Annotated in this window: 16 protein-coding genes, 1 pseudogene and 1 riboswitch; of the genes and pseudogenes, 13 read left to right on the forward strand and 4 right to left on the reverse strand. The window is 62.8% G+C overall.

Annotated elements, in window-relative coordinates:
* The first annotated feature begins 85 nt into the window (after positions 1–85).
* The 8 genes and pseudogenes from AB7E19_RS01765 (at position 86) to AB7E19_RS01800 (ending at position 7,695) form a co-directional block, all read left to right on the forward strand.
* The gene (locus AB7E19_RS01765; protein ID WP_010673478.1) at positions 86–697 is read left to right on the forward strand and encodes an FKBP-type peptidyl-prolyl cis-trans isomerase; all 612 of its coding nucleotides are present in this window, start codon (positions 86–88) and stop codon (positions 695–697) included.
* A 137-nt stretch (positions 698–834) separates the two neighbouring features.
* Entirely contained in the window at positions 835–1,716 is an 882-nt protein-coding gene (locus AB7E19_RS01770; protein WP_045523520.1) for an ABC transporter ATP-binding protein, read from the forward strand.
* Between the two features lie 79 nt (positions 1,717–1,795).
* Positions 1,796–2,808, forward strand: a pseudogene (locus AB7E19_RS01775) (ABC transporter permease).
* On the forward strand, positions 2,793–3,104 hold the full coding sequence (locus tag AB7E19_RS01780; RefSeq protein ID WP_029313965.1) for a DUF2845 domain-containing protein: 312 nt from the start codon (positions 2,793–2,795) through the stop codon (positions 3,102–3,104). Before AB7E19_RS01775 ends, AB7E19_RS01780 begins: the two are co-directional and overlap by 16 nt.
* Positions 3,105–3,564: 460 nt before the next feature.
* Complete coding sequence (locus tag AB7E19_RS01785; protein ID WP_010673482.1) at positions 3,565–4,584, forward strand: amino acid ABC transporter substrate-binding protein; 1,020 nt, start codon at positions 3,565–3,567, stop codon at positions 4,582–4,584.
* Positions 4,585–4,646: 62 nt separating this feature from the next.
* A complete protein-coding gene (locus AB7E19_RS01790; RefSeq protein ID WP_048208147.1) occupies positions 4,647–5,834 on the forward strand; it encodes an amino acid ABC transporter permease in 1,188 nt (395 codons plus the stop codon).
* A gap of 9 nt (positions 5,835–5,843) precedes the next feature.
* Positions 5,844–6,938 (forward strand): amino acid ABC transporter permease, encoded by a 1,095-nt coding sequence (locus AB7E19_RS01795; RefSeq protein WP_069651709.1) that lies wholly within the window; start codon positions 5,844–5,846, stop codon positions 6,936–6,938.
* Positions 6,939–6,951: 13 nt separating this feature from the next.
* Positions 6,952–7,695: an amino acid ABC transporter ATP-binding protein gene (locus AB7E19_RS01800; RefSeq protein ID WP_319921396.1), complete on the forward strand. Its 744-nt coding sequence runs from the start codon at positions 6,952–6,954 to the stop codon at positions 7,693–7,695.
* A 95-nt stretch (positions 7,696–7,790) separates the two neighbouring features.
* Here the strand turns inward: AB7E19_RS01800 and AB7E19_RS01805 are convergent, their stop codons facing one another.
* Positions 7,791–8,006, reverse strand: a complete 216-nt coding sequence (locus AB7E19_RS01805; RefSeq protein ID WP_010673486.1) for a DUF1107 family protein — start codon at positions 8,004–8,006, stop codon at positions 7,791–7,793.
* Between the two features lie 177 nt (positions 8,007–8,183).
* Between AB7E19_RS01805 and yfcD the strand changes: the two genes are divergently transcribed.
* From yfcD to AB7E19_RS01820, 3 genes are all read left to right on the forward strand, one after another.
* Positions 8,184–8,714 carry an NUDIX hydrolase YfcD gene (yfcD, locus tag AB7E19_RS01810; RefSeq protein ID WP_322131360.1) on the forward strand — a complete coding sequence of 177 codons (531 nt, stop codon included), beginning with the start codon at positions 8,184–8,186 and terminating at the stop codon, positions 8,712–8,714.
* A 112-nt stretch (positions 8,715–8,826) separates the two neighbouring features.
* Entirely contained in the window at positions 8,827–9,297 is a 471-nt protein-coding gene (locus tag AB7E19_RS01815) for a peroxiredoxin (protein ID WP_286700664.1), read from the forward strand.
* 124 nt (positions 9,298–9,421) lie between these two features.
* Positions 9,422–10,390 (forward strand): calcium/sodium antiporter, encoded by a 969-nt coding sequence (locus tag AB7E19_RS01820; RefSeq protein WP_151028559.1) that lies wholly within the window; start codon positions 9,422–9,424, stop codon positions 10,388–10,390.
* 65 nt (positions 10,391–10,455) lie between these two features.
* Here the strand turns inward: AB7E19_RS01820 and AB7E19_RS01825 are convergent, their stop codons facing one another.
* On the reverse strand, positions 10,456–11,604 hold the full coding sequence (locus AB7E19_RS01825; RefSeq protein WP_010673490.1) for a type III PLP-dependent enzyme: 1,149 nt from the start codon (positions 11,602–11,604) through the stop codon (positions 10,456–10,458).
* 506 nt (positions 11,605–12,110) lie between these two features.
* Positions 12,111–12,221, forward strand: a riboswitch (glycine riboswitch).
* 107 nt (positions 12,222–12,328) lie between these two features.
* Here AB7E19_RS01825 and AB7E19_RS01830 point away from each other — a divergent pair.
* Positions 12,329–13,705, forward strand: a complete 1,377-nt coding sequence (locus AB7E19_RS01830; RefSeq protein WP_045523510.1) for an alanine/glycine:cation symporter family protein — start codon at positions 12,329–12,331, stop codon at positions 13,703–13,705.
* Between the two features lie 201 nt (positions 13,706–13,906).
* Here the strand turns inward: AB7E19_RS01830 and AB7E19_RS01835 are convergent, their stop codons facing one another.
* Positions 13,907–14,620, reverse strand: coding sequence for a lipoyl protein ligase domain-containing protein (locus AB7E19_RS01835; RefSeq protein WP_041213346.1), 714 nt, complete (start codon positions 14,618–14,620; stop codon positions 13,907–13,909).
* 100 nt (positions 14,621–14,720) lie between these two features.
* Entirely contained in the window at positions 14,721–16,118 is a 1,398-nt protein-coding gene (locus AB7E19_RS01840) for a nucleobase:cation symporter-2 family protein (protein WP_322131361.1), read from the reverse strand.
* 243 nt (positions 16,119–16,361) lie between these two features.
* On the opposite strand from AB7E19_RS01840, the gene AB7E19_RS01845 reads away from it, so the two are divergent.
* Positions 16,362–17,501 carry a GGDEF domain-containing protein gene (locus tag AB7E19_RS01845; protein WP_010673494.1) on the forward strand — a complete coding sequence of 380 codons (1,140 nt, stop codon included), beginning with the start codon at positions 16,362–16,364 and terminating at the stop codon, positions 17,499–17,501.
* Positions 17,502–17,512: the final 11 nt, after the last annotated feature.

Below are 17,512 nucleotides of genomic sequence, written 5' to 3' on the forward strand. Positions count from 1 at the left end.
ATTGAGGGGCGTCTTGGCAGCACGGTGCAAAAAAGTCTGTTATCATCCCGTCTCTTTTACCATCAGGACCCGGAGCAACCTCTCAATGTCCCAATACGACTCTATCGAACAGAAGGCCAGCTACGGCATCGGCCGCAACATGGGCGACCAACTGGCTCAGCAAGCCTTCGCCGGTCTGGATATCCCGGCCCTGCAACAAGGTCTGGCAGATGCCCTGAACGGCCTGGAGTTCGCGGTCAGCCGTGACGATATCAACGATGCCTTCCAGGTCATCACCGCCCGCATGCAGGAAGAGCAGGAAGCAGCCGCCAAAGCCGCTGCCGCCGAAGGCGAAGCCTTCCTGGCCGACAACGCCAAGCGCGCCGAAGTGAAGACCACCGACTCCGGTCTGCAATATGAAGTCATGGTCGAAGGCAATGGCGCCGTGCCGGTTGCCGGTCAGTCCGTGCGCGTGCACTACCACGGTACCTTCACCCACGGTGGCGTGTTCGACAGCTCCGTTGCTCGCGGCCAACCGGCCGAGTTCCCGGTGACCGGCGTGATCGCCGGTTGGGTGGAAGCGCTGCAGATGATGCCGGTTGGCTCCAAGTGGAAGCTCTACATTCCGCAGGATCTGGCCTACGGTGCCCGTGGTGCCGGCTCCATCCCGCCGTACTCCGCTCTGGTATTCGAAGTGGAGCTGCTGGACATCCTGTGATCCGGCTGGCGTGATGCAAACGGCGACCCTGAGGTCGCCGTTTGTTTTTGGGCCGCCCAAACGGGCCATGTGCCTTCGGCGGGGATTTGGATATAGTCAGAGCGTCGTCCATTCCGGCCATGTGAGGGAGACACGCCATGGCAGCCATCATCGAGGTCGTCGATCTCGTCAAGCACTTCCCCGGCGTCAAGGCGGTGGACGGGCTCAGCTTTGCCATTCCCGCCGGCAGCTGTTTCGGCCTGCTCGGCCCGAACGGGGCGGGCAAGACCACGACCATTGAGTTGCTGGAGGGGATCCTCACCCCGGACAGCGGCCGGATCCTGTTTCACGGCGCCCCGCGCGGCCCGGATTATCGCTCCCGCATCGGCATCCAGTTCCAGCACACGGCGCTACAGGATTTCCTGACGGTGCGCGATACCCTGCGCCTGTTCGCCAGCCTCTACCCCAATCCCTTGCCACGGGAGCTGCTCATCGATCTGTGCGCCTTGGGCGAGTTCATCGACAGGGACAGTCGCAAGCTCTCGGGGGGCCAGCGTCAGCGCCTGCTGCTGGCTCTGGCCCTGCTCGGGGATCCCGAACTGCTGTTTCTGGATGAGCCCACCACAGGACTGGATCCCCAGGCGCGCCACCACTTCTGGCAGCGAATAGAGGCGATCAAGGCCCAGGGCAAGACGGTGGTGCTCACCACCCACTACATGGACGAAGCGCAGCAGCTGTGCGATCTGATTGCCATCGTCGATCACGGCCACCTGCTCAGTCTGGATACGCCGGCTGCCTTGCTGGCGCAACACTTCGACGGCGTACTGGTGCGTCTTGGGGGGCACCCGGCCCTGGCTGGGCTCGGCTATCCCCTGCGTCCGGTCGGCGATCAGGTGGAGCTCTGTTGCCCCGACGTGGCGACCCTGTTGCCAGCCTTGCTGGATCTTGGTGTGCCGCTCACCGGCATGCAGGTGCGCTCCCCCAATCTGGAAGATCTCTTCCTGAACCTGACCGGTCACAGCCTGCGGAGCGGCGCATGAGAGGGATGACCGAGTTCTGTCTGACCGTGGCCTCCGTGCTGCGGTACGCCTTGCCGACATGCAATCACGGGAGTGGACGATGAAGGGATCCCTCAAGCGCATCGGGGCGCTCTTCTATGCCCGCACCCTCGAGTTCGTACGCGATCGCGCGGCCCTGGTGTGGAACCTGCTTTTCCCGCTCCTGCTGGTCATCGGCTTCTCCCTCATCTTCTCCGGCCCGCCCAAACCGCTGGTGCAGATTGGGGTGGTGGGGGAACTGCCCGCAACCTATGCCCCGCTGCGCGCCGTGCCGCTGCTCAAGATCATCCCCTATGACGAGGCGTCGAGAGGCCAGCTCAAGGTCCGTCACCATCAGCTGGACCTGCTGCTTTCACCCGCCGGGGGGCGTTACTGGATAAACCCGGACGCTCCTCAGGGGGCCATGGCCGAGTATCTGCTGCGCCAGGCGGTGCAGGTGCCCTTGCAAAGAGAGACCCTGAGCGGGCGCGCCATCCGCTACGGCGACTGGCTGCTGCCCGGGGTGATCGGCATGAACCTGATGTTCTCCGGCCTGTTCGGGGTCGGGTTTGTCATCGTGCGTTATCGCAAGAACGGGGTGCTGAAACGGCTGCGAGCCACGCCGCTCGGCGCGCTGGAGTTTCTCTTCGCCCAGTTGCTGCACGGGTACTGATCACCCTGGTGGTGAGCCTGCTGGTCTTCTGCGCGGCCTACTGGCTGCTGGATGTGCCCCTCATCGGGTCGGGGTGGCTGCTGCTGGTGATCGCCCTGGCGGGAGGAACGGCCATGGCCTCCCTTGGCCTGCTCATCGCCGCCCGCCTGCAGAACGAGGAGCTGGCGAGCGGTTTGCTCAATCTCATCAGCTTGCCCATGATGTTTTTATCCGGTGTCTGGTTCTCGCTGGAAGGCGCGCCCGCCTGGCTGCAGCAGCTTGCGGCCAGGCTGCCCCTCAGCCAGATCATCGAAGCAGCCCGCGCCGTGATGCTGGAAGGGGCGGGATGGCAGGAGGTGGCAGGCCCTCTGGGTCAGGTCATGGTTTTCGCCCTGGTGTGCATCTCGCTGGGCGCCATGCTGTTCAAATGGAGTGCAAAATGAAACCTGTTCTGTGGTTGTTGCTGGTGGCGGCCTTGCCTGTGCAGGCAGGTACCCTGCGTTGCAAGAACGCCTTGCTGACCGAGGGAGACACCACGGCAGAGCTGCTGGTTCGCTGCGGCCAGCCGATGCTCAAGGAAGATCTCACCCGCTTCGAGGAGAACGGCTTCGGGGCGAGAGTGACGGTCAAGTATGCCGAACGCTGGACCTACAACTTCGGCAAGCGGGAATTCATGCAGTTTGTCACCGTCGAAAACGGCGTCATCACCGACATTGCGGATGGTCCACGGGGAGGATGACCTCCTGGTTTTCTGAAGCCCAGCCTGCGGGAGATGAGGTCGCCATTTCCCCGCCTTTTAGCTCCTGTTTATTTGCTTTTCCCTGCCTGTTTTCGCCATTTATCCATATGGGGGCATGCTGCCTCACTCTGGTGCTTTTGGCATAAAATCGAACCTGATGAGTCAGTTGTCAGCAGAAATGGCTGCCCCAATGCGGTGCAGCCAATTTATTTTCGAAAAATAATCCTCATGCCAAGAAGGGTTTTAAGCAGCAGGCTATTTGGCAAATAAGGGTCTACTTTTGATTCTGAGAGTGCATATTCCCCCGTTTAGATATTTTGTTCTGTTGCACCATGGTTGGGCCGGATTGCACCGATTGACAGGTTTTTCTGCGGCTGGATAAGCTGCCAAAAAGCAGGGAAACGATGGCATCTCGCTAGATTTTGATGCCTGTTCGAATCAAACCACAGGGAAGAGTGACATGAAGCAGATACACAAGGCAGGTATGGTGATGGCGCTGTCGCTGATGGCAGCCAATGCGTGGGCGGACGGTACGCTGGATGCCGTCAAGAAGAAGGGATTCGTTCAGTGCGGGGTCGGTGACGGCCTGCCCGGGTTCTCCAACCCGGATGCCAAGGGAACCTGGACCGGGCTCGACGTGGACGTGTGCCGCGCCGTGGCCGCCGCGGTACTGGGGGACGCCAGCAAGGTCAAGTATGTCTCCCTCACCGCCAAGGAGCGCTTTACCGCCCTGCAGTCCGGGGAAGTGGATCTGCTCTCGCGCAACACCACCTGGACCCTGACCCGGGATGGGTCGCTGGGCCTCACGTTCGCCGGGGTGAACTACTACGACGGGCAGGGGTTCCTGGTCAAGCAGTCCCTCGGGGTCAAGAGCGCCAAGGAGCTTGACGGTGCCGCCGTCTGCATCCAGTCCGGTACCACCACCGAGCTCAACCTGGCCGACTATTTCCGAGCCAATGGCGGCATGAAGTACACCCCAGTGGTGTTCGATACCTCGGATCAGACCGTCAAGGGCTTCGAAGCCGGCCGCTGTGACGTGCTGACTTCGGATCAGTCCCAGCTCTATGCCCTCAAGATCAAGCTCACCAAGCCAGAGGAAGCCGTGGTGCTGCCGGAGGTCATCTCCAAGGAGCCGCTGGGCCCAGCCGTGCGTCAGGGTGACGATCAGTGGTTCAAGGTGGTGCGCTGGAGCCTCAACGCCATGCTCAATGCCGAGGAGGCCGGGGTCACCAGTGCCAACGTGGACGAGATGCTCAAGTCCACCAATCCTGACATCCGTCGCCTGCTGGGGCTGGAAGAGCCCAAAGGGACTGTGCTGGGGCTGGATGACAAGTGGGCCTACAACATCGTCAAACAGGTCGGCAACTACGGTGAATCCTTCGATCGCAACGTCGGTGCCGGCTCCCCCCTCAAGATTGATCGCGGCATCAATGCCCTCTGGAACAAGGGCGGTCTGATGTACGCGCCACCCATCCGCTGAGTCGACAGTCACCGGGGGGCCTGGCCCCCCATGTTTTCCCTGGCTTTGTCGGAGTCATCCTCATGGCGTTACATGCATCAAACCATAGGAAAGAACAGGGCCGCTGGTGGTATGACGCCAAGGTGCGGGCGCTGCTCTTCCAGTGCCTGGCCATCGCGGCGGTTATCGGGTTTCTGTTCTACATCGTCAACAATGCCCTGACCAATCTGGCCACCCGTGGTATCACCACAGGCTTTGATTTTCTGGGCAATACGGCCGGTTTCGGCATCTTGCAGAGCCTCATCCCCTACGACGAGACCTATACCTTCGGTCGCACCTTCGTGGTGGGCCTGCTCAACACCCTGCTGGTCTCCGTGCTCGGCATCCTGTTTGCCACCCTGCTCGGGTTCGCACTCGGGGTCGCGCGCCTGTCGCGCAACTGGCTGGTGGCCAAGATAGCGGCCGTCTACATAGAGACGTTTCGCAACATCCCGCTGCTGCTGCAGATCTTCTTCTGGTACTTCTCGGTGCTGCGTACCCTGCCTTCCCCGCGTCAGAGCGTGGATATAGGCGGGCTCGCCTTCCTCAACGTGCGGGGTTTCTATCTGCCCAAGCCCCTGTTCGAAGAGGGATTCGGCTACGTGCTCTGGGCACTGGTGCTCGCGGTGCTGCTGAGCTGGGGGCTGGGCCGCTGGGCTCGCCGCCGTCAGGCCCTGACCGGCAGGATCTTCCCGTTCTGGCGCTGTGTGGCCGCCCTGGTCATGCTGCTCCCGGGCATCACCTTCCTGCTGGCGGGCAGCCCGCTCAGCTGGAGCGTGCCTGCGCTGCAGGGGTTCAACTTCCGGGGCGGGCTGACGGTGCTGCCGGAGCTCGCGGCCCTCTTGCTGGCGCTCACCATCTATACGGCGGCCTTCATCGCCGAGATAGTGCGATCCGGCATCCTGGCCATCAGCAAGGGGCAGACGGAGGCGGCTTCCGCCCTCGGGCTCTCGCCCACCAAGACGCTGCGGCTGGTGATCATTCCCCAGGCCATGCGGGTCATCATTCCTCCCTTGACCAGCCAGTATCTGAACCTCACCAAGAACTCCTCCCTGGCGACCGCCATCGGCTACCCGGATCTGGTCTCGGTGTTCATGGGGACGACTCTCAACCAGACAGGGCAGGCCATCGAGGTCATCGCCATGACCATGGGGGTCTATCTCGTCATCAGTATCACCACCTCGGTGCTGATGAACATCTACAACCGCAGAATGACGCTGGTTGAGCGCTAGGGAGCTGTCATGTTCGTGAATGAATTGCAGGAGGCGCTGCCGCCTCCCAACCACCGTCGGGGGCCGCTCGCCTGGATCAGGCAGAACCTTTTCCCCAACTGGTGGAACGGCCTGCTGACCCTGGTGCTGGCCTATCTGTTGCTGCCACTCATCTGGTCTGCACTGGACTGGGCGCTGTTCTCGGCCACCTGGCAGGGGAGCAGCCGCGAGGCCTGCGTCCAGGGCGGTGCCTGCTGGATCTTCATCGAGAGCCGGCTGGGACAGTATCTCTATGGCTTCTACCCGGCTGATCAGTACTGGCGCATCAACCTGACCTTCGCCGGTCTGGCGGCGCTGCTGGCCCTGCTCATCTGGCCAAAGACCCCGCGCAAGGGGGGGCTGGCGCTCTTCACCCTGCTGGTGTTCCCTGTCATCGCCTTCTTCCTCATCCATGGGGGAGCGGGGCTGGAGGTGGTGGAAACGAACCGCTGGGGCGGGCTGATGCTCACCCTGGTGCTGGCGGTGGTGGGCATAGTGGTAGCACTGCCGTTCGGCATCCTGCTGGCACTGGGGCGTCGCTCCCACATGCCGGTCATCTCCAGCCTCTGTACCGTCTACATCGAGTTCTGGCGGGCGGTGCCGCTCATTACTGTGCTCTTCATGGCGTCCGTCATGCTGCCACTGTTCATGAGTACCGAGGTGGAGCTCGACAAGCTGCTGCGGGCGCTCATCGGCATCATCCTGTTCCAGGCGGCCTATGTGGCCGAGGTGGTGAGAGGGGGGCTGCAGGCGATCCCCAAGGGGCAATATGAGGCGGGGGATGCCCTCGGGCTCTCCTACTGGAAGGTGATGGGCCTCATCATCATGCCCCAGGCCCTCAAGATCACCATTCCTTCCCTGGTGAACACCTTTATTTCCCTGTTCAAGGACACCAGCCTGGTGCTGATCATCGGGCTGTTCGATCTGCTGGCCATCTCCAAGGTGGCGCTGGCGGATCCGGCCTGGCTGGGGTATTCCACCGAAGCTTATGTCTTTATCGCCATGATCTTCTGGATGTTCTGTTTTGGCATGTCCCGCTACTCCATCTATCTGGAGCGCAAACTCAACACGGGCCACAAGCATTAGGAGTCGTTCTGATATGAAAACGGACGCAGTTGTCGAACTGAAAGAGGTCAACAAGTGGTACGGTGAGTTTCACGTGCTGCGCAACATCAACCTGCAGGTGGGCAGAGGGGAGAAGATCGTCATCTGCGGACCATCGGGGTCGGGCAAGTCCACCATGATCCGCTGCATCAACCGGCTGGAAGAGCACCAGAGCGGAGACATCCTGGTCAAGGGCACGGCCCTGACCTCGGATCTCAAGAACATCGAGACGGTGCGCCGGGAGGTGGGCATGGTGTTCCAGCACTTCAACCTCTTCCCCCATCTGACCGTGCTGGAGAACTGTTGCCTGGCGCCCATCTGGGTAAAGCAGTTGCCGCGCAAGGAGGCCGAGGAGATCGCCATGAACTTCCTGCGCCGGGTGCGGATCCCCGAACAGGCGCTCAAGTATCCGGGGCAGCTCTCCGGTGGCCAGCAGCAGCGGGTCGCCATCGCCCGCAGTCTCTGCATGAATCCCCAGGTCATGCTGTTTGACGAGCCGACGTCTGCGCTGGATCCCGAGATGGTGCGGGAGGTGCTGGATGTGATGGTGGAGCTGGCCCACGAGGGGATGACCATGCTCTGCGTCACCCACGAGATGGGGTTTGCCAAGCAGGTGGCGGACAGGGTGATCTTCATGGACCGGGGGCAAATCATCGAAGAGAACGTGCCGGATCAGTTCTTTGACAACCCCCGGTCCGATCGGACCAAGCTCTTCCTCTCCCAGATCCTGCAGCACTGAGGCAGGGCACAACCTTCAGAAAAACAGCCCGCACGCTCGAATGAGCGGCGGGCAAATGTGTACATGGAAGTCGACGACAGACAGAAAGGAGTATGTCAGCCCGGCAACAGGGTGGTGGTGCGCAGATCGCGCACGGCCAGGTTGATCTGCCGGGCCAGGCTCAGCGCCTGATGACAGCTCAACGGCTTCACATCGATGATCCCCCCTTGAAACTCAAACCGCCCCAGTGCTTCAACCATGAAACTTCCATGATGGAAGCTCTTGATATAGCGAGCAATTCGACGGGGAGACCACTGCTTGAACACCTTCATGGCAAGAGACCCTGTTGTTTGGACAGGGCACACTATGCCGACGGACCGTGACACTGATGTGACACTTGATAAAGATTTGTATGAATCTGTCTTGTGATCGACTGGCGTGCAGCCCCTGCGTTGAAAAAGTAGTGAGAGTCCGGGTCCGGGGCCCGATATACTGCGGCCATTGCAGACATGACAAAGGTGCCGCACGTGGAGTGGGTGGACATAGTAGACGAGCAGGACAGGGTGATCGGGGTGGCCGAGCGCGCCAGGGTGCGTCAGGAAAACCTGCGCCATCGTGCCAGCTACATCCTGGTGCTGGATGAGGCTGAGCGCATCCTGGTGCAGCGGCGCACCCCGAGCAAGGATTTTTGCCCCGGCATGCTGGATGCCTGCGCCGGTGGCGTGGTGACCACGGGGGAGGCCATGGCCCTTTCCGCCCGGCGTGAGCTGGCCGAGGAGCTGGGGATCCGCGACGTGCCCCTGCAGGATTACGGCACCTTCTATGCCGAAGGGGAGGCGAGCGGCAGCCTCTACCGGGTCTGGGGCGGCCTGTTCAGCTGTCACTATCAGGGGCCGCTGCAACTGCAGGCCGAAGAGGTGAGCGAGGTGCACTGGATGAGCCTGGGCGAGATAGCCGATCGGGCGGGCGAGTTCACGCCCGACTCCCTGCTCGCCATAGCCATCTGGCAGGCAAGGCGCCTGCCATCAGGCCAGAAATAGGGGCGACAGGCGTTCGCTCCCCGATCGCTTTGTTGCTGCTCGATGGACCCCTTCGCCTTCTGGTGGAATGGGGTAGACTGGGCCTCTTTGAACCACAGAAGGATGCGTCATCATGATCACGGTCGGTCAATCCCTGCCCGCAGGGGAATTTACCTTTATCACCGCCGAGGGCAAGCAGGTGAAGGATACCCGGGCCCTGTTTGCCGACAAGCGGGTGGTGCTCTTTGCGGTGCCCGGCGCCTTCACCCCCACCTGCTCCAACGCCCACCTGCCGGGCTACGTGGTGCTGGCCGATCAGTTCAGGGCCAAGGGGGTGGAACTGTGCTGTCTGTCGGTCAACGACGCCTTCGTGATGAAGGCGTGGCAAGAGGCCCAGAACGCCTCTGCCATCACCATGCTGGCGGACGGTGACGGCAGCTGGACCCGGGCACTGGGTCTTGCCAAGGAGACCGGGGCCTTCGGCGGCGTGCGGGCCCAGCGTTTTGCCCTCATCGCCAACGATGGTGTGGTGGAGCGGCTCTTCGTGGAGGCGCCGGGCAAGTTCGAGGTGTCGGATGCCCAGAGCCTGCTGGCGGCGCTGTGAAAGATTAATCGGCGTTTGATTACACCTTGAAATAGCAAGCGGCCCCGTTACACTGAGGCCGCGTTTGGATGGAGCCAGGCAACTTGCCTGGCTCTCGTGTTTGCCGTGGATGAGATAGAACAATATGACCCTGGCTTTTGTTGCCCTGATTGCCGGACTGGCGTTGCTGGTCTGGAGTGCCGACAAGTTCGTGGACGGCGCCGCCGCCACCGCCCGTTACGCCGGTATGCCGCCGCTGCTGATCGGCATGGTGATCATCGGTTTTGGTACCTCGGCCCCCGAGATGGTGGTCTCCGCGCTGGCGGCCTCCCAGGGCAATCCCGGGCTCGCGCTCGGCAATGCCTATGGCTCCAACATCACCAATATTGCCCTGATCCTGGGTCTGACCGCCCTGATCAGCCCCATCGCCGTCGCCTCCCAGGTGGTGCGCAAGGAGATCCCCATCCTGCTCGGCATCACCCTGCTCTCCGGCGCCCTGCTCATCGACGGCAATCTGGGCCGGATGGATGCCGCCATTCTGGGGGCTGTGTTCGCAGTGCTGATGGGCTGGTCCATCTGGGCCGGCATGAACGGCAAGGGGGATGCGCTGGATACGGATACCGAGGAGGACATCGTCTCCGAGGGCATGTCTCTCAAGAGCGCCATCCTCTGGCTCATCGTCGGCCTGGTGCTGCTGATCGGGGCTTCCCGTCTGCTGGTGTGGGGGGCGGTGACCATCGCCCAGGGCTTTGGCATCAGCGATCTGGTGATTGGCCTGACCATAGTCGCGGTGGGGACCTCCCTGCCGGAGCTGGCATCGTCCCTCATCGCCATCCGCAAGAACGAGCACGATCTGGCCCTTGGCAACGTGCTGGGTTCCAACCTGTTCAACACCCTGGCCGTGGTGGGCATCGCCGCCGGCATCCACCCGCTCGAGGTGGCGCCCGAAGTGCTTTCCCGCGACTGGAGCATCATGATGGGGCTGACCCTGTTGCTGCTGATGATGTGTCTGGGCCGCAAGGGGCAGGGGCGCATCAACCGGCTGGAGGGGGGCGTGCTGCTCGCCTGCTTCGTCGCCTACACCGGCTGGCTGCTGACGAGCCAGTTCATCTAGTCTGATGATGAAATGAAAGAGGGGACGCCGCGGCGTCCCCTCTTTTTTGTGCGCGGGTCCTAGTCTCAGGCCACGGCAACCAGCTTCTGCTTCTGGGCGCTGTCCAGGATCAGGATGCTCGCCTTGGGGAAGAAGTTGAAGGTGGACGCGGAGGCCCAGGTGTAGGCCCCCATCACCCGACCCACCACCAGCTCGCCGATCTCGAGATCCGGCAGCATGATGCTGTCGCGGATGACGTCCACGCTGTCGCAGGTGGGGCCGGAGAGCACCGCATTGTGCAGTTCGCCGTGGGCATAGGGCGTGCTCACCGGGTAGGTGACGTGGTCGTAGAGCTGGCCGTTGTAGCTGCCGTAGAGACCGTCATCCAGGTAGTACCAGATCTTGTCGCCGCGGTGGGCCTTGCCCATCACGCTGGAGACCGAGGTCATGGCCGGCGCGCTGATGAAGCGGCCCGGCTCGGCAATCTTCTGCACCGTGGCGGGCAGCTTGGCCAGGGCCTCGCGGATCGGGGCGCAGAAACCGTCGATGTCGAACTCGCCGCCGTCATAGTCCACCGGGAAGCCGCCGCCGATATCCAGCACCCAGGGCTTGAGCCCTAGCTCCCAGGCCTGCTCCATGATCTCGCGGCAGGCGTCGATGGCCTGCACGTGGCGACGGGCGTGGGGCACCTGGGAGCCGACGTGGAACGACAGCCCCATCACCTTGATCCCCTTGGCCTGGGCCAGTTGCAGCAACGGCAGTGCCTGCTCCGGGGTACAGCCGAACTTCTTGGAAAGATCGACCTTGGTCTCGGGGTTGGGGAAGCTGACCCGCAGCAGCAGTTTCACTTCATCCTTATAGGGCAGGAACTTTTCCAGCTCCAGCGGGTTGTCATAGACAAACACGGTGCAGCCGAATTCCAGGGCATAACGGATGTCGCTGTCACGCTTGATGGGATGGGTATGGATGCAGCGTCCCGGGCGAACCCCTTGGCTGCGCACCAGATCCACTTCGCCATTGGTGGCCAGATCGAAACAGGCCCCCTCTTCCTTCAAGACAGAGACCACCGCCTCGTGGGGCAGGGGTTTGAGTGCATAATGCAAGCGCACATCGGGCAGGGCGGCCGCCAGGGCCCGATACTGTTTGCGGACGGCTGCCTTGTCGAGCAGCAGCAGGGGGGAGCCGAATTGTTCAACCAACTGACGGTAATCTTGTGCGACCAGGGTCTCGTTCATTCTCTTTTGATAGTCCTTAGGGGGCGTGATATGCCCAAGCCATATGCGATTGAACCGGCGACGGCCGGCTCAGGCGAGCGGTCCGGAGGGACCCACCAGGCACATTGCATAACTCCCTTGCAAAGTGCTTAGTTATGCGCGGGATTATCGGCTTATTGAGTTTGTGTGCAAGCATTTTGATTGGATATGTCGGCAAGTTTTTCTGGTCGAGACGAAACAGGCTCTTGATACGGGGAGCGATCAGGGCCGTGATGGGGAGCACCTCCGAAGGGAGCTTGATAAGCTGTTGATAGTTAACGAACTAATAACATCAGACCCGGGGGTTGCGGCCAGGTAAAAAGGGGGCGCCGGGGCCAGGGAGTGCGAGACAGCTCACATTTTTTGGATTACCATGCCCGCTTCCTGATCCAAACTAGTTCGGATGAAGGTAGCAGGAGAGCGATGGACAACCATCCACCGAAGAAGTGAATCTTTCAGGTACCGGGCAACCGGTGTGGACTGCTACTGGACGATACTCTGGAGAGACCCGTTGAATCGGGCGCCGAAGGAGCAAGGCACCGTGATTGCATCGCAATCTGGCGCCGGAAACTCTCAGGCAAAAGGACAGAGGGGATGGGATGGTTGTACCTGGGCTTGGCCCGCATCCGATCGCCTCTGGCCGATCGCGACACCTATGGGAAGATCATCCTTCTCCTCCTTAATCGTTGTTTTTTAAGGAGGATGCATGTCATCAATTCAATCGGCGCTCGCCGCCATCGATAGCTTTATCTGGGGTCCCCCCCTGCTGATCCTGCTGGTCGGGACCGGTATCTATCTCACCTGGCGATTGGGTCTGCTTCAGATCGTGCGTTTGCCGCTGGCCCTCAAGCTGGTCTTTGGCCGCGATCAGGGGCAGGGCAAGCAAGGGGATGTCTCCAGCTTTGGTGCCCTGTGCACCGCCCTCTCCGCCACCATCGGCACCGGCAACATCGTCGGGGTCGCCACCGCCATCAAGCTCGGCGGCCCGGGCGCCCTGTTCTGGATGTGGATGGCCGCCCTGTTCGGCATGGCCACCAAGTACGCCGAGTGCCTGCTGGCGGTGAAATATCGCCAGCAGGACGCCAACGGCCAGATGGCAGGTGGCCCCATGTACTATCTGGAGAAGGGGCTCGGCTCCAGGCCGCTCGCCAAGCTGTTTGCCCTGTTCGGCATCGGCGTCGCCTTCTTCGGCATCGGTACCTTCCCCCAGGTCAACGCCATCAGTGATGCCATGAGCCTCTCCTTCTCGGTACCCCGTGAAGTGACCGCCGTGGTGCTGACCCTGATCGTGGCGCTGGTGACCCTGGGGGGTATCCAGTCCATCTCCAGTGTGTCGAGCAAGGTGGTGCCCTTCATGGCCATCTTCTACATCGTCGCCTGTGCCGGGGTGCTGGTGAACAATGCAGGCGCCCTGCCCGATGCGGTCATGCTGGTGATCGGGAGCGCCTTCACCGGCCATGCGGCCACCGGCGGTTTCGTCGGCGCCGGCATTATGCTGGCGATCCAGTCCGGGGTGGCGCGCGGGGTCTTCTCCAACGAGTCGGGGCTGGGTTCGGCCCCCATCGCGGCGGCGGCGGCCAAGACCGATTCCTGCGTGGAGCAGGGGCTGGTCTCCATGACCGGTACCTTCATCGACACCATCATCATCTGCACCATGACCGGTCTGACGCTGGTGGTGACCGGGGTGTGGAGCGGCGATGCAAGCGGTGCGGCCATGACCAGTCTGGCCTTTGCCCAGGGGCTGGATGCCCATGTGGGCCAGTATCTGGTGAGCATCGGCCTCCTGTTCTTCGCCTTTACCACCATCCTTGGCTGGAACTACTACGGCGAGCGCTGCACCGAGTACCTGTTCGGGGTGAAGGCGATCAAACCCTACCGCCTCATCTATCTGGTGCTGGTGGCGAGCGGTGCCTTCCTCCATCTGGACCTGATCTGGCTCTTGGCGGACATCGTCAACGGCCTGATGGCGGTGCCCAACCTCATCGGCCTCATCGGCCTGCGCCACGTGGTGATTGCCGAGACCCGCGCCTACTTCAGCCGGGACCGGGATACGGAGTCCGAGCCCGAGCCGCAGACGGCCTGATGAGAAGCGGGCCTGCGGGAAGTCCTGTCACCGGGCTCCTGTCCATGGTGTCAACCGGGATCCGGGCTGGGATGGCAAAACCCGGGGCTTGATCCCGGCTCCTCTGACAATATCTGTGCGAAATACGCAAAAGCCACGACGCTCATCGTGGCTTTTTTGCATTTTACGCAATGACTGGCGGCGCTTGTTGCCCCCAGGGGGTCAGGGGGAGGGAATATCTCCGGTGAGCCGCTGCGCCAGCGCCCTGCTCACCCGGCTCACCAGGGCCGCCTCATCCCCCTGCCAGCCAATGGCGTGGGCCAGGGTGGTGGAGGTGCCCGGAGCAAAGCGCAGCTCGCCCCCGGCCAGTTCGTAGAAGCGGCTCGCCATCCGGGTGCCCTCGTCCACATCCCCCGCCACCAGCAGCATGGCCTGGGCCAGCACGGCGCCGTCGTGATCCCGGCCCGGCGCCAGCCAGCGCTGGGCGGTGCCGGTCACCTTGCGCCCCCCGATCACCAGGTTGTACTGGCCGTCGCAAAACGAGCCGGGCACGAAGTCGTAGCTGCCCGCAAGACCGTGTTCCTCCAGCAGGGCGAGCAGGGGCGCCCCCAGCAGCCGGTAGTAGTGGGCCAGATCCGTGGTGGTGCGGGGCAGCATGAGGGAGAGGTTGAGGATGCCGGCGCCGTGGGGCACGGCGGTGCCGCCGCTGTCGCGCACGAACACCGGCCAGCCCTCGGCGGCAAGCTGCTCGCAGGCGGCCTGGTAGCGGGGCAAACGGGTATCCTTGCGGGTGACGATGAGGCATTGGGGGCCCTGCCAGAGGAGGGCCCTGGGCTCGCCGTCACCGGCGCACTCCCGCAGCCAGCGTTGCTCCTCGGCCAGGATCTGGTCGGGTGTCTGGTGGGCGGGCGGCGGGGGCAGCAGGGTATAAGGCATGAGAGGCATCCTTTGGCAGAGGCTGCCAAGCACAGTACGCGCGGGGGCAAACAAGGTAAAGCCCCGCATGGCGGGGCTTTGGTGCAAGGATGGCGGAGTGTCAGGCCTGTGCGGCGGCGCGCCTGGGCAGCAGCAGATTTAGCACGATGGCGGTGAGGCCGCCGGTGGCGACGCCGTAGGAGAGCACGCTCCTGGCCAGCTCCGGCAGGTGTTGCAGCACCTCGGGCACCTGGGCCACTCCGAGACCCATGGCGAGCGACACCGCCAGGATCATCAGGGCGCGGCGGTCCAGCTCCTCCCGGGAGATGATGCGCACCCCGGCGGCGGCGATGGTGCCGAACATGACGATGGTGGCGCCGCCGAGCACGGGTTCAGGTATTTGTTGCACCAGGCTCGCCACCGCCGGGAACAGGCCGAGCAGGGCCAGCATGGCGGCGATGAAGAGGCCGACATGGCGGCTGGCCACCCCGGTCAGCTGGATGACGCCGTTGTTCTGGGCGAAGGTGGACATGGGGAAGGTGGAGAAGACCGCCGCCAGCATGGAGTTGGCGCCGTCGGCCAGCACGCCCCCCTTGATCCGCGCCATGTAGACCGGCCCTTCCAGCGGCTCGCCGGAGATGTCGGAGGTGGCGGTCATGTCGCCGATGGCTTCCAGCGCCGTCACCACGAAGATGATGGCGAGCGGCACGAACAGCTGCCAGTCAAAGCCGAGCCCGTAGTGCAGCGGAACAGGCACCATCAGCAGCGGGCTGTCGAAGGTGGGAGCAGCCACCTTGCCCAGCAGCAGTGCCACCGCATAGCCCGCCAGCATGGCGATCATGATGGCGGAGAGGCGCAGCCAGGGGTTGCGACTGCGCTGCATCAGCACGATGAGGCCGAGCACCAGCAGGGAGAGAAAGAGGTTGGTGTGACTGGCGAAGCTGCCGTCCGCCAGGGCGCCGTAGCCGCCCCCCATGCTGATGAGCCCTACCTTGATGAGGGTCAGGCCGATGAGCAATACCACGATGCCGGTCACCAGCGGGGTGATGATCCGTTTGACCAGGTGCAGGAAGCGGCTCATGACGACGATGGTGAGGGCCGCTGCCAGCATGGTGCCGAACAGGGTGCCCAGCAGATCGTCGGTGGGCATGGCCGCCTGCTTGAGGGCGAGGCCGGAGGCGATGATGGGACCGAGGAAGTTGAAGCTGGTGCCCTGCACCGAGAGCAGGCCGGAACCGAGGGGGCCGAAACGGCGGGTCTGGATGAAGGAGGCGATGCCGGACATGACCAGGGACATGGAGACGATGTAGCGGGTGTCGTCGGCGGGGAGGCCGAGGGCATTGGCGATGATGAGGGGCGGTGTGATGATGGCGACAAACATGGCGAGCATATGCTGCAGGGCGGCGAACAGGGTCTGGGGCAGGGGGGGGACATCCTCGATGCCGTAGACCAGTTCGCTGTGGGCTCGCCTGGGGGGATGGGCCTCTCGGATGGCGCTTGGGGCGGCAGCCTGTTCCATAAATACCTCGAATGTGTGGGGGGATGGGAGAAAATTGGGCGCTATTTTAGTGATTGGCATCGCGCTTTCCAGCGCTAATTGAGCGCAAACTCGTTTATTTCCTGATGGGTTGAAACGTTTTCCTGTGGCGATTAAGATCCGCCGGTTTGTGTGAGACCGATCCCTCACAAAGGGGAGGGAGGCTGATGCATCAGGATGGGGACGGTGTAGAATGAGCCCTCGGTTCGAAGATGGAGACTCTGGATGCTGAAGCTGTCGGAGTTCTGGAGTGCCCGCGCCCACTCCGAAGATTTTACCCTGACCCGGATGGGCTTCATGACGGTGCGGCTGCGGCTGCTCACTTGTCTGCTGATGGCGGGGCTCCCGAGCTGGGCCCTGGTGGACTGGCTGACCCTGCCAGCCATCCAGTTCGAGGCGCTGTTCCAGGTCAGGATCTTCTGCCTGCTGGCCCTCTCGCCCCTCATCCCCCTCTCCTATCTCATCCACTTCAAGCGCGAGCGCATGAAGCTGGCGCTGGGCTACCTGATGGCGGTGATGATGCTCTTCTCCCTCATCTGCCTGCACAGCTTCGGCGCGGATCAGGAGATGCAGGCGGGCTACATGGCCTTCCCCTATCTGCTCATCAGCCTGTTCGCCATCTTCCCCATTCCCCTCTCCCTCAGCCTGCAACTGGCGGGGGGCATTCTGGCCACCATGCTGGCGGGCAACTGGTTGCTGGTGGGCCAGCCTCTTTGGAGCGTGCAGACCCTCAATCAGGTCTGGCTGCTGGGGCTCTTTGCCATCGCCAGCGCCTGGGTGCAGTGCGGCCAGCTCAACATGCTGCTGCAACTCTATCGGGAATCCACCACGGACGAGCTGACCGGCATGATGAACCGCCGCCTGCTGATGAAGCAGCTCGAGAAGGCGAGGGCCGCCATGATCCGCAAACAGGCTCCCTTCGCGGTGCTGCTGCTGGATCTGGACCGCTTCAAGCGCATCAACGACACCTTCGGCCATCTGGCGGGGGATGCGGTGCTCAAGGAGGTGGCGGCCACCCTGTCGGAACAACTGGAGCCCGGCATGGTGCTCGGGCGTTACGGCGGGGAGGAGTTTGCCATCCTGTTGCCCGGTTGCACGGATCTGGCACAAGCCAAGCGGGTGGCGGAGCGGCTGCGGGTCGCGGTGGAGGCGAGGTTGGTGAAAAGCCCCACCTCCGACGAGCTGCTGGAGGTGACGGTGAGCATCGGTCTGACCCTGGCCCAGCGTGGCGAGGGGGTGGAGGATCTGCTCAACCGGGCGGACGAGTGCCTCTACATGGCCAAGATGGCGGGTCGCAACTGCGTGGTGGCCGAGGCCGGCAAACCCGCGGGCGATGCTGGGCGCACAAAAACGGATGCCGCCTGAGGGCGGCATCC

This window comes from Aeromonas sp. (assembly GCF_050252055.1).
Classification (GTDB): Bacteria; Pseudomonadota; Gammaproteobacteria; order Enterobacterales; family Aeromonadaceae; genus Aeromonas; species Aeromonas caviae.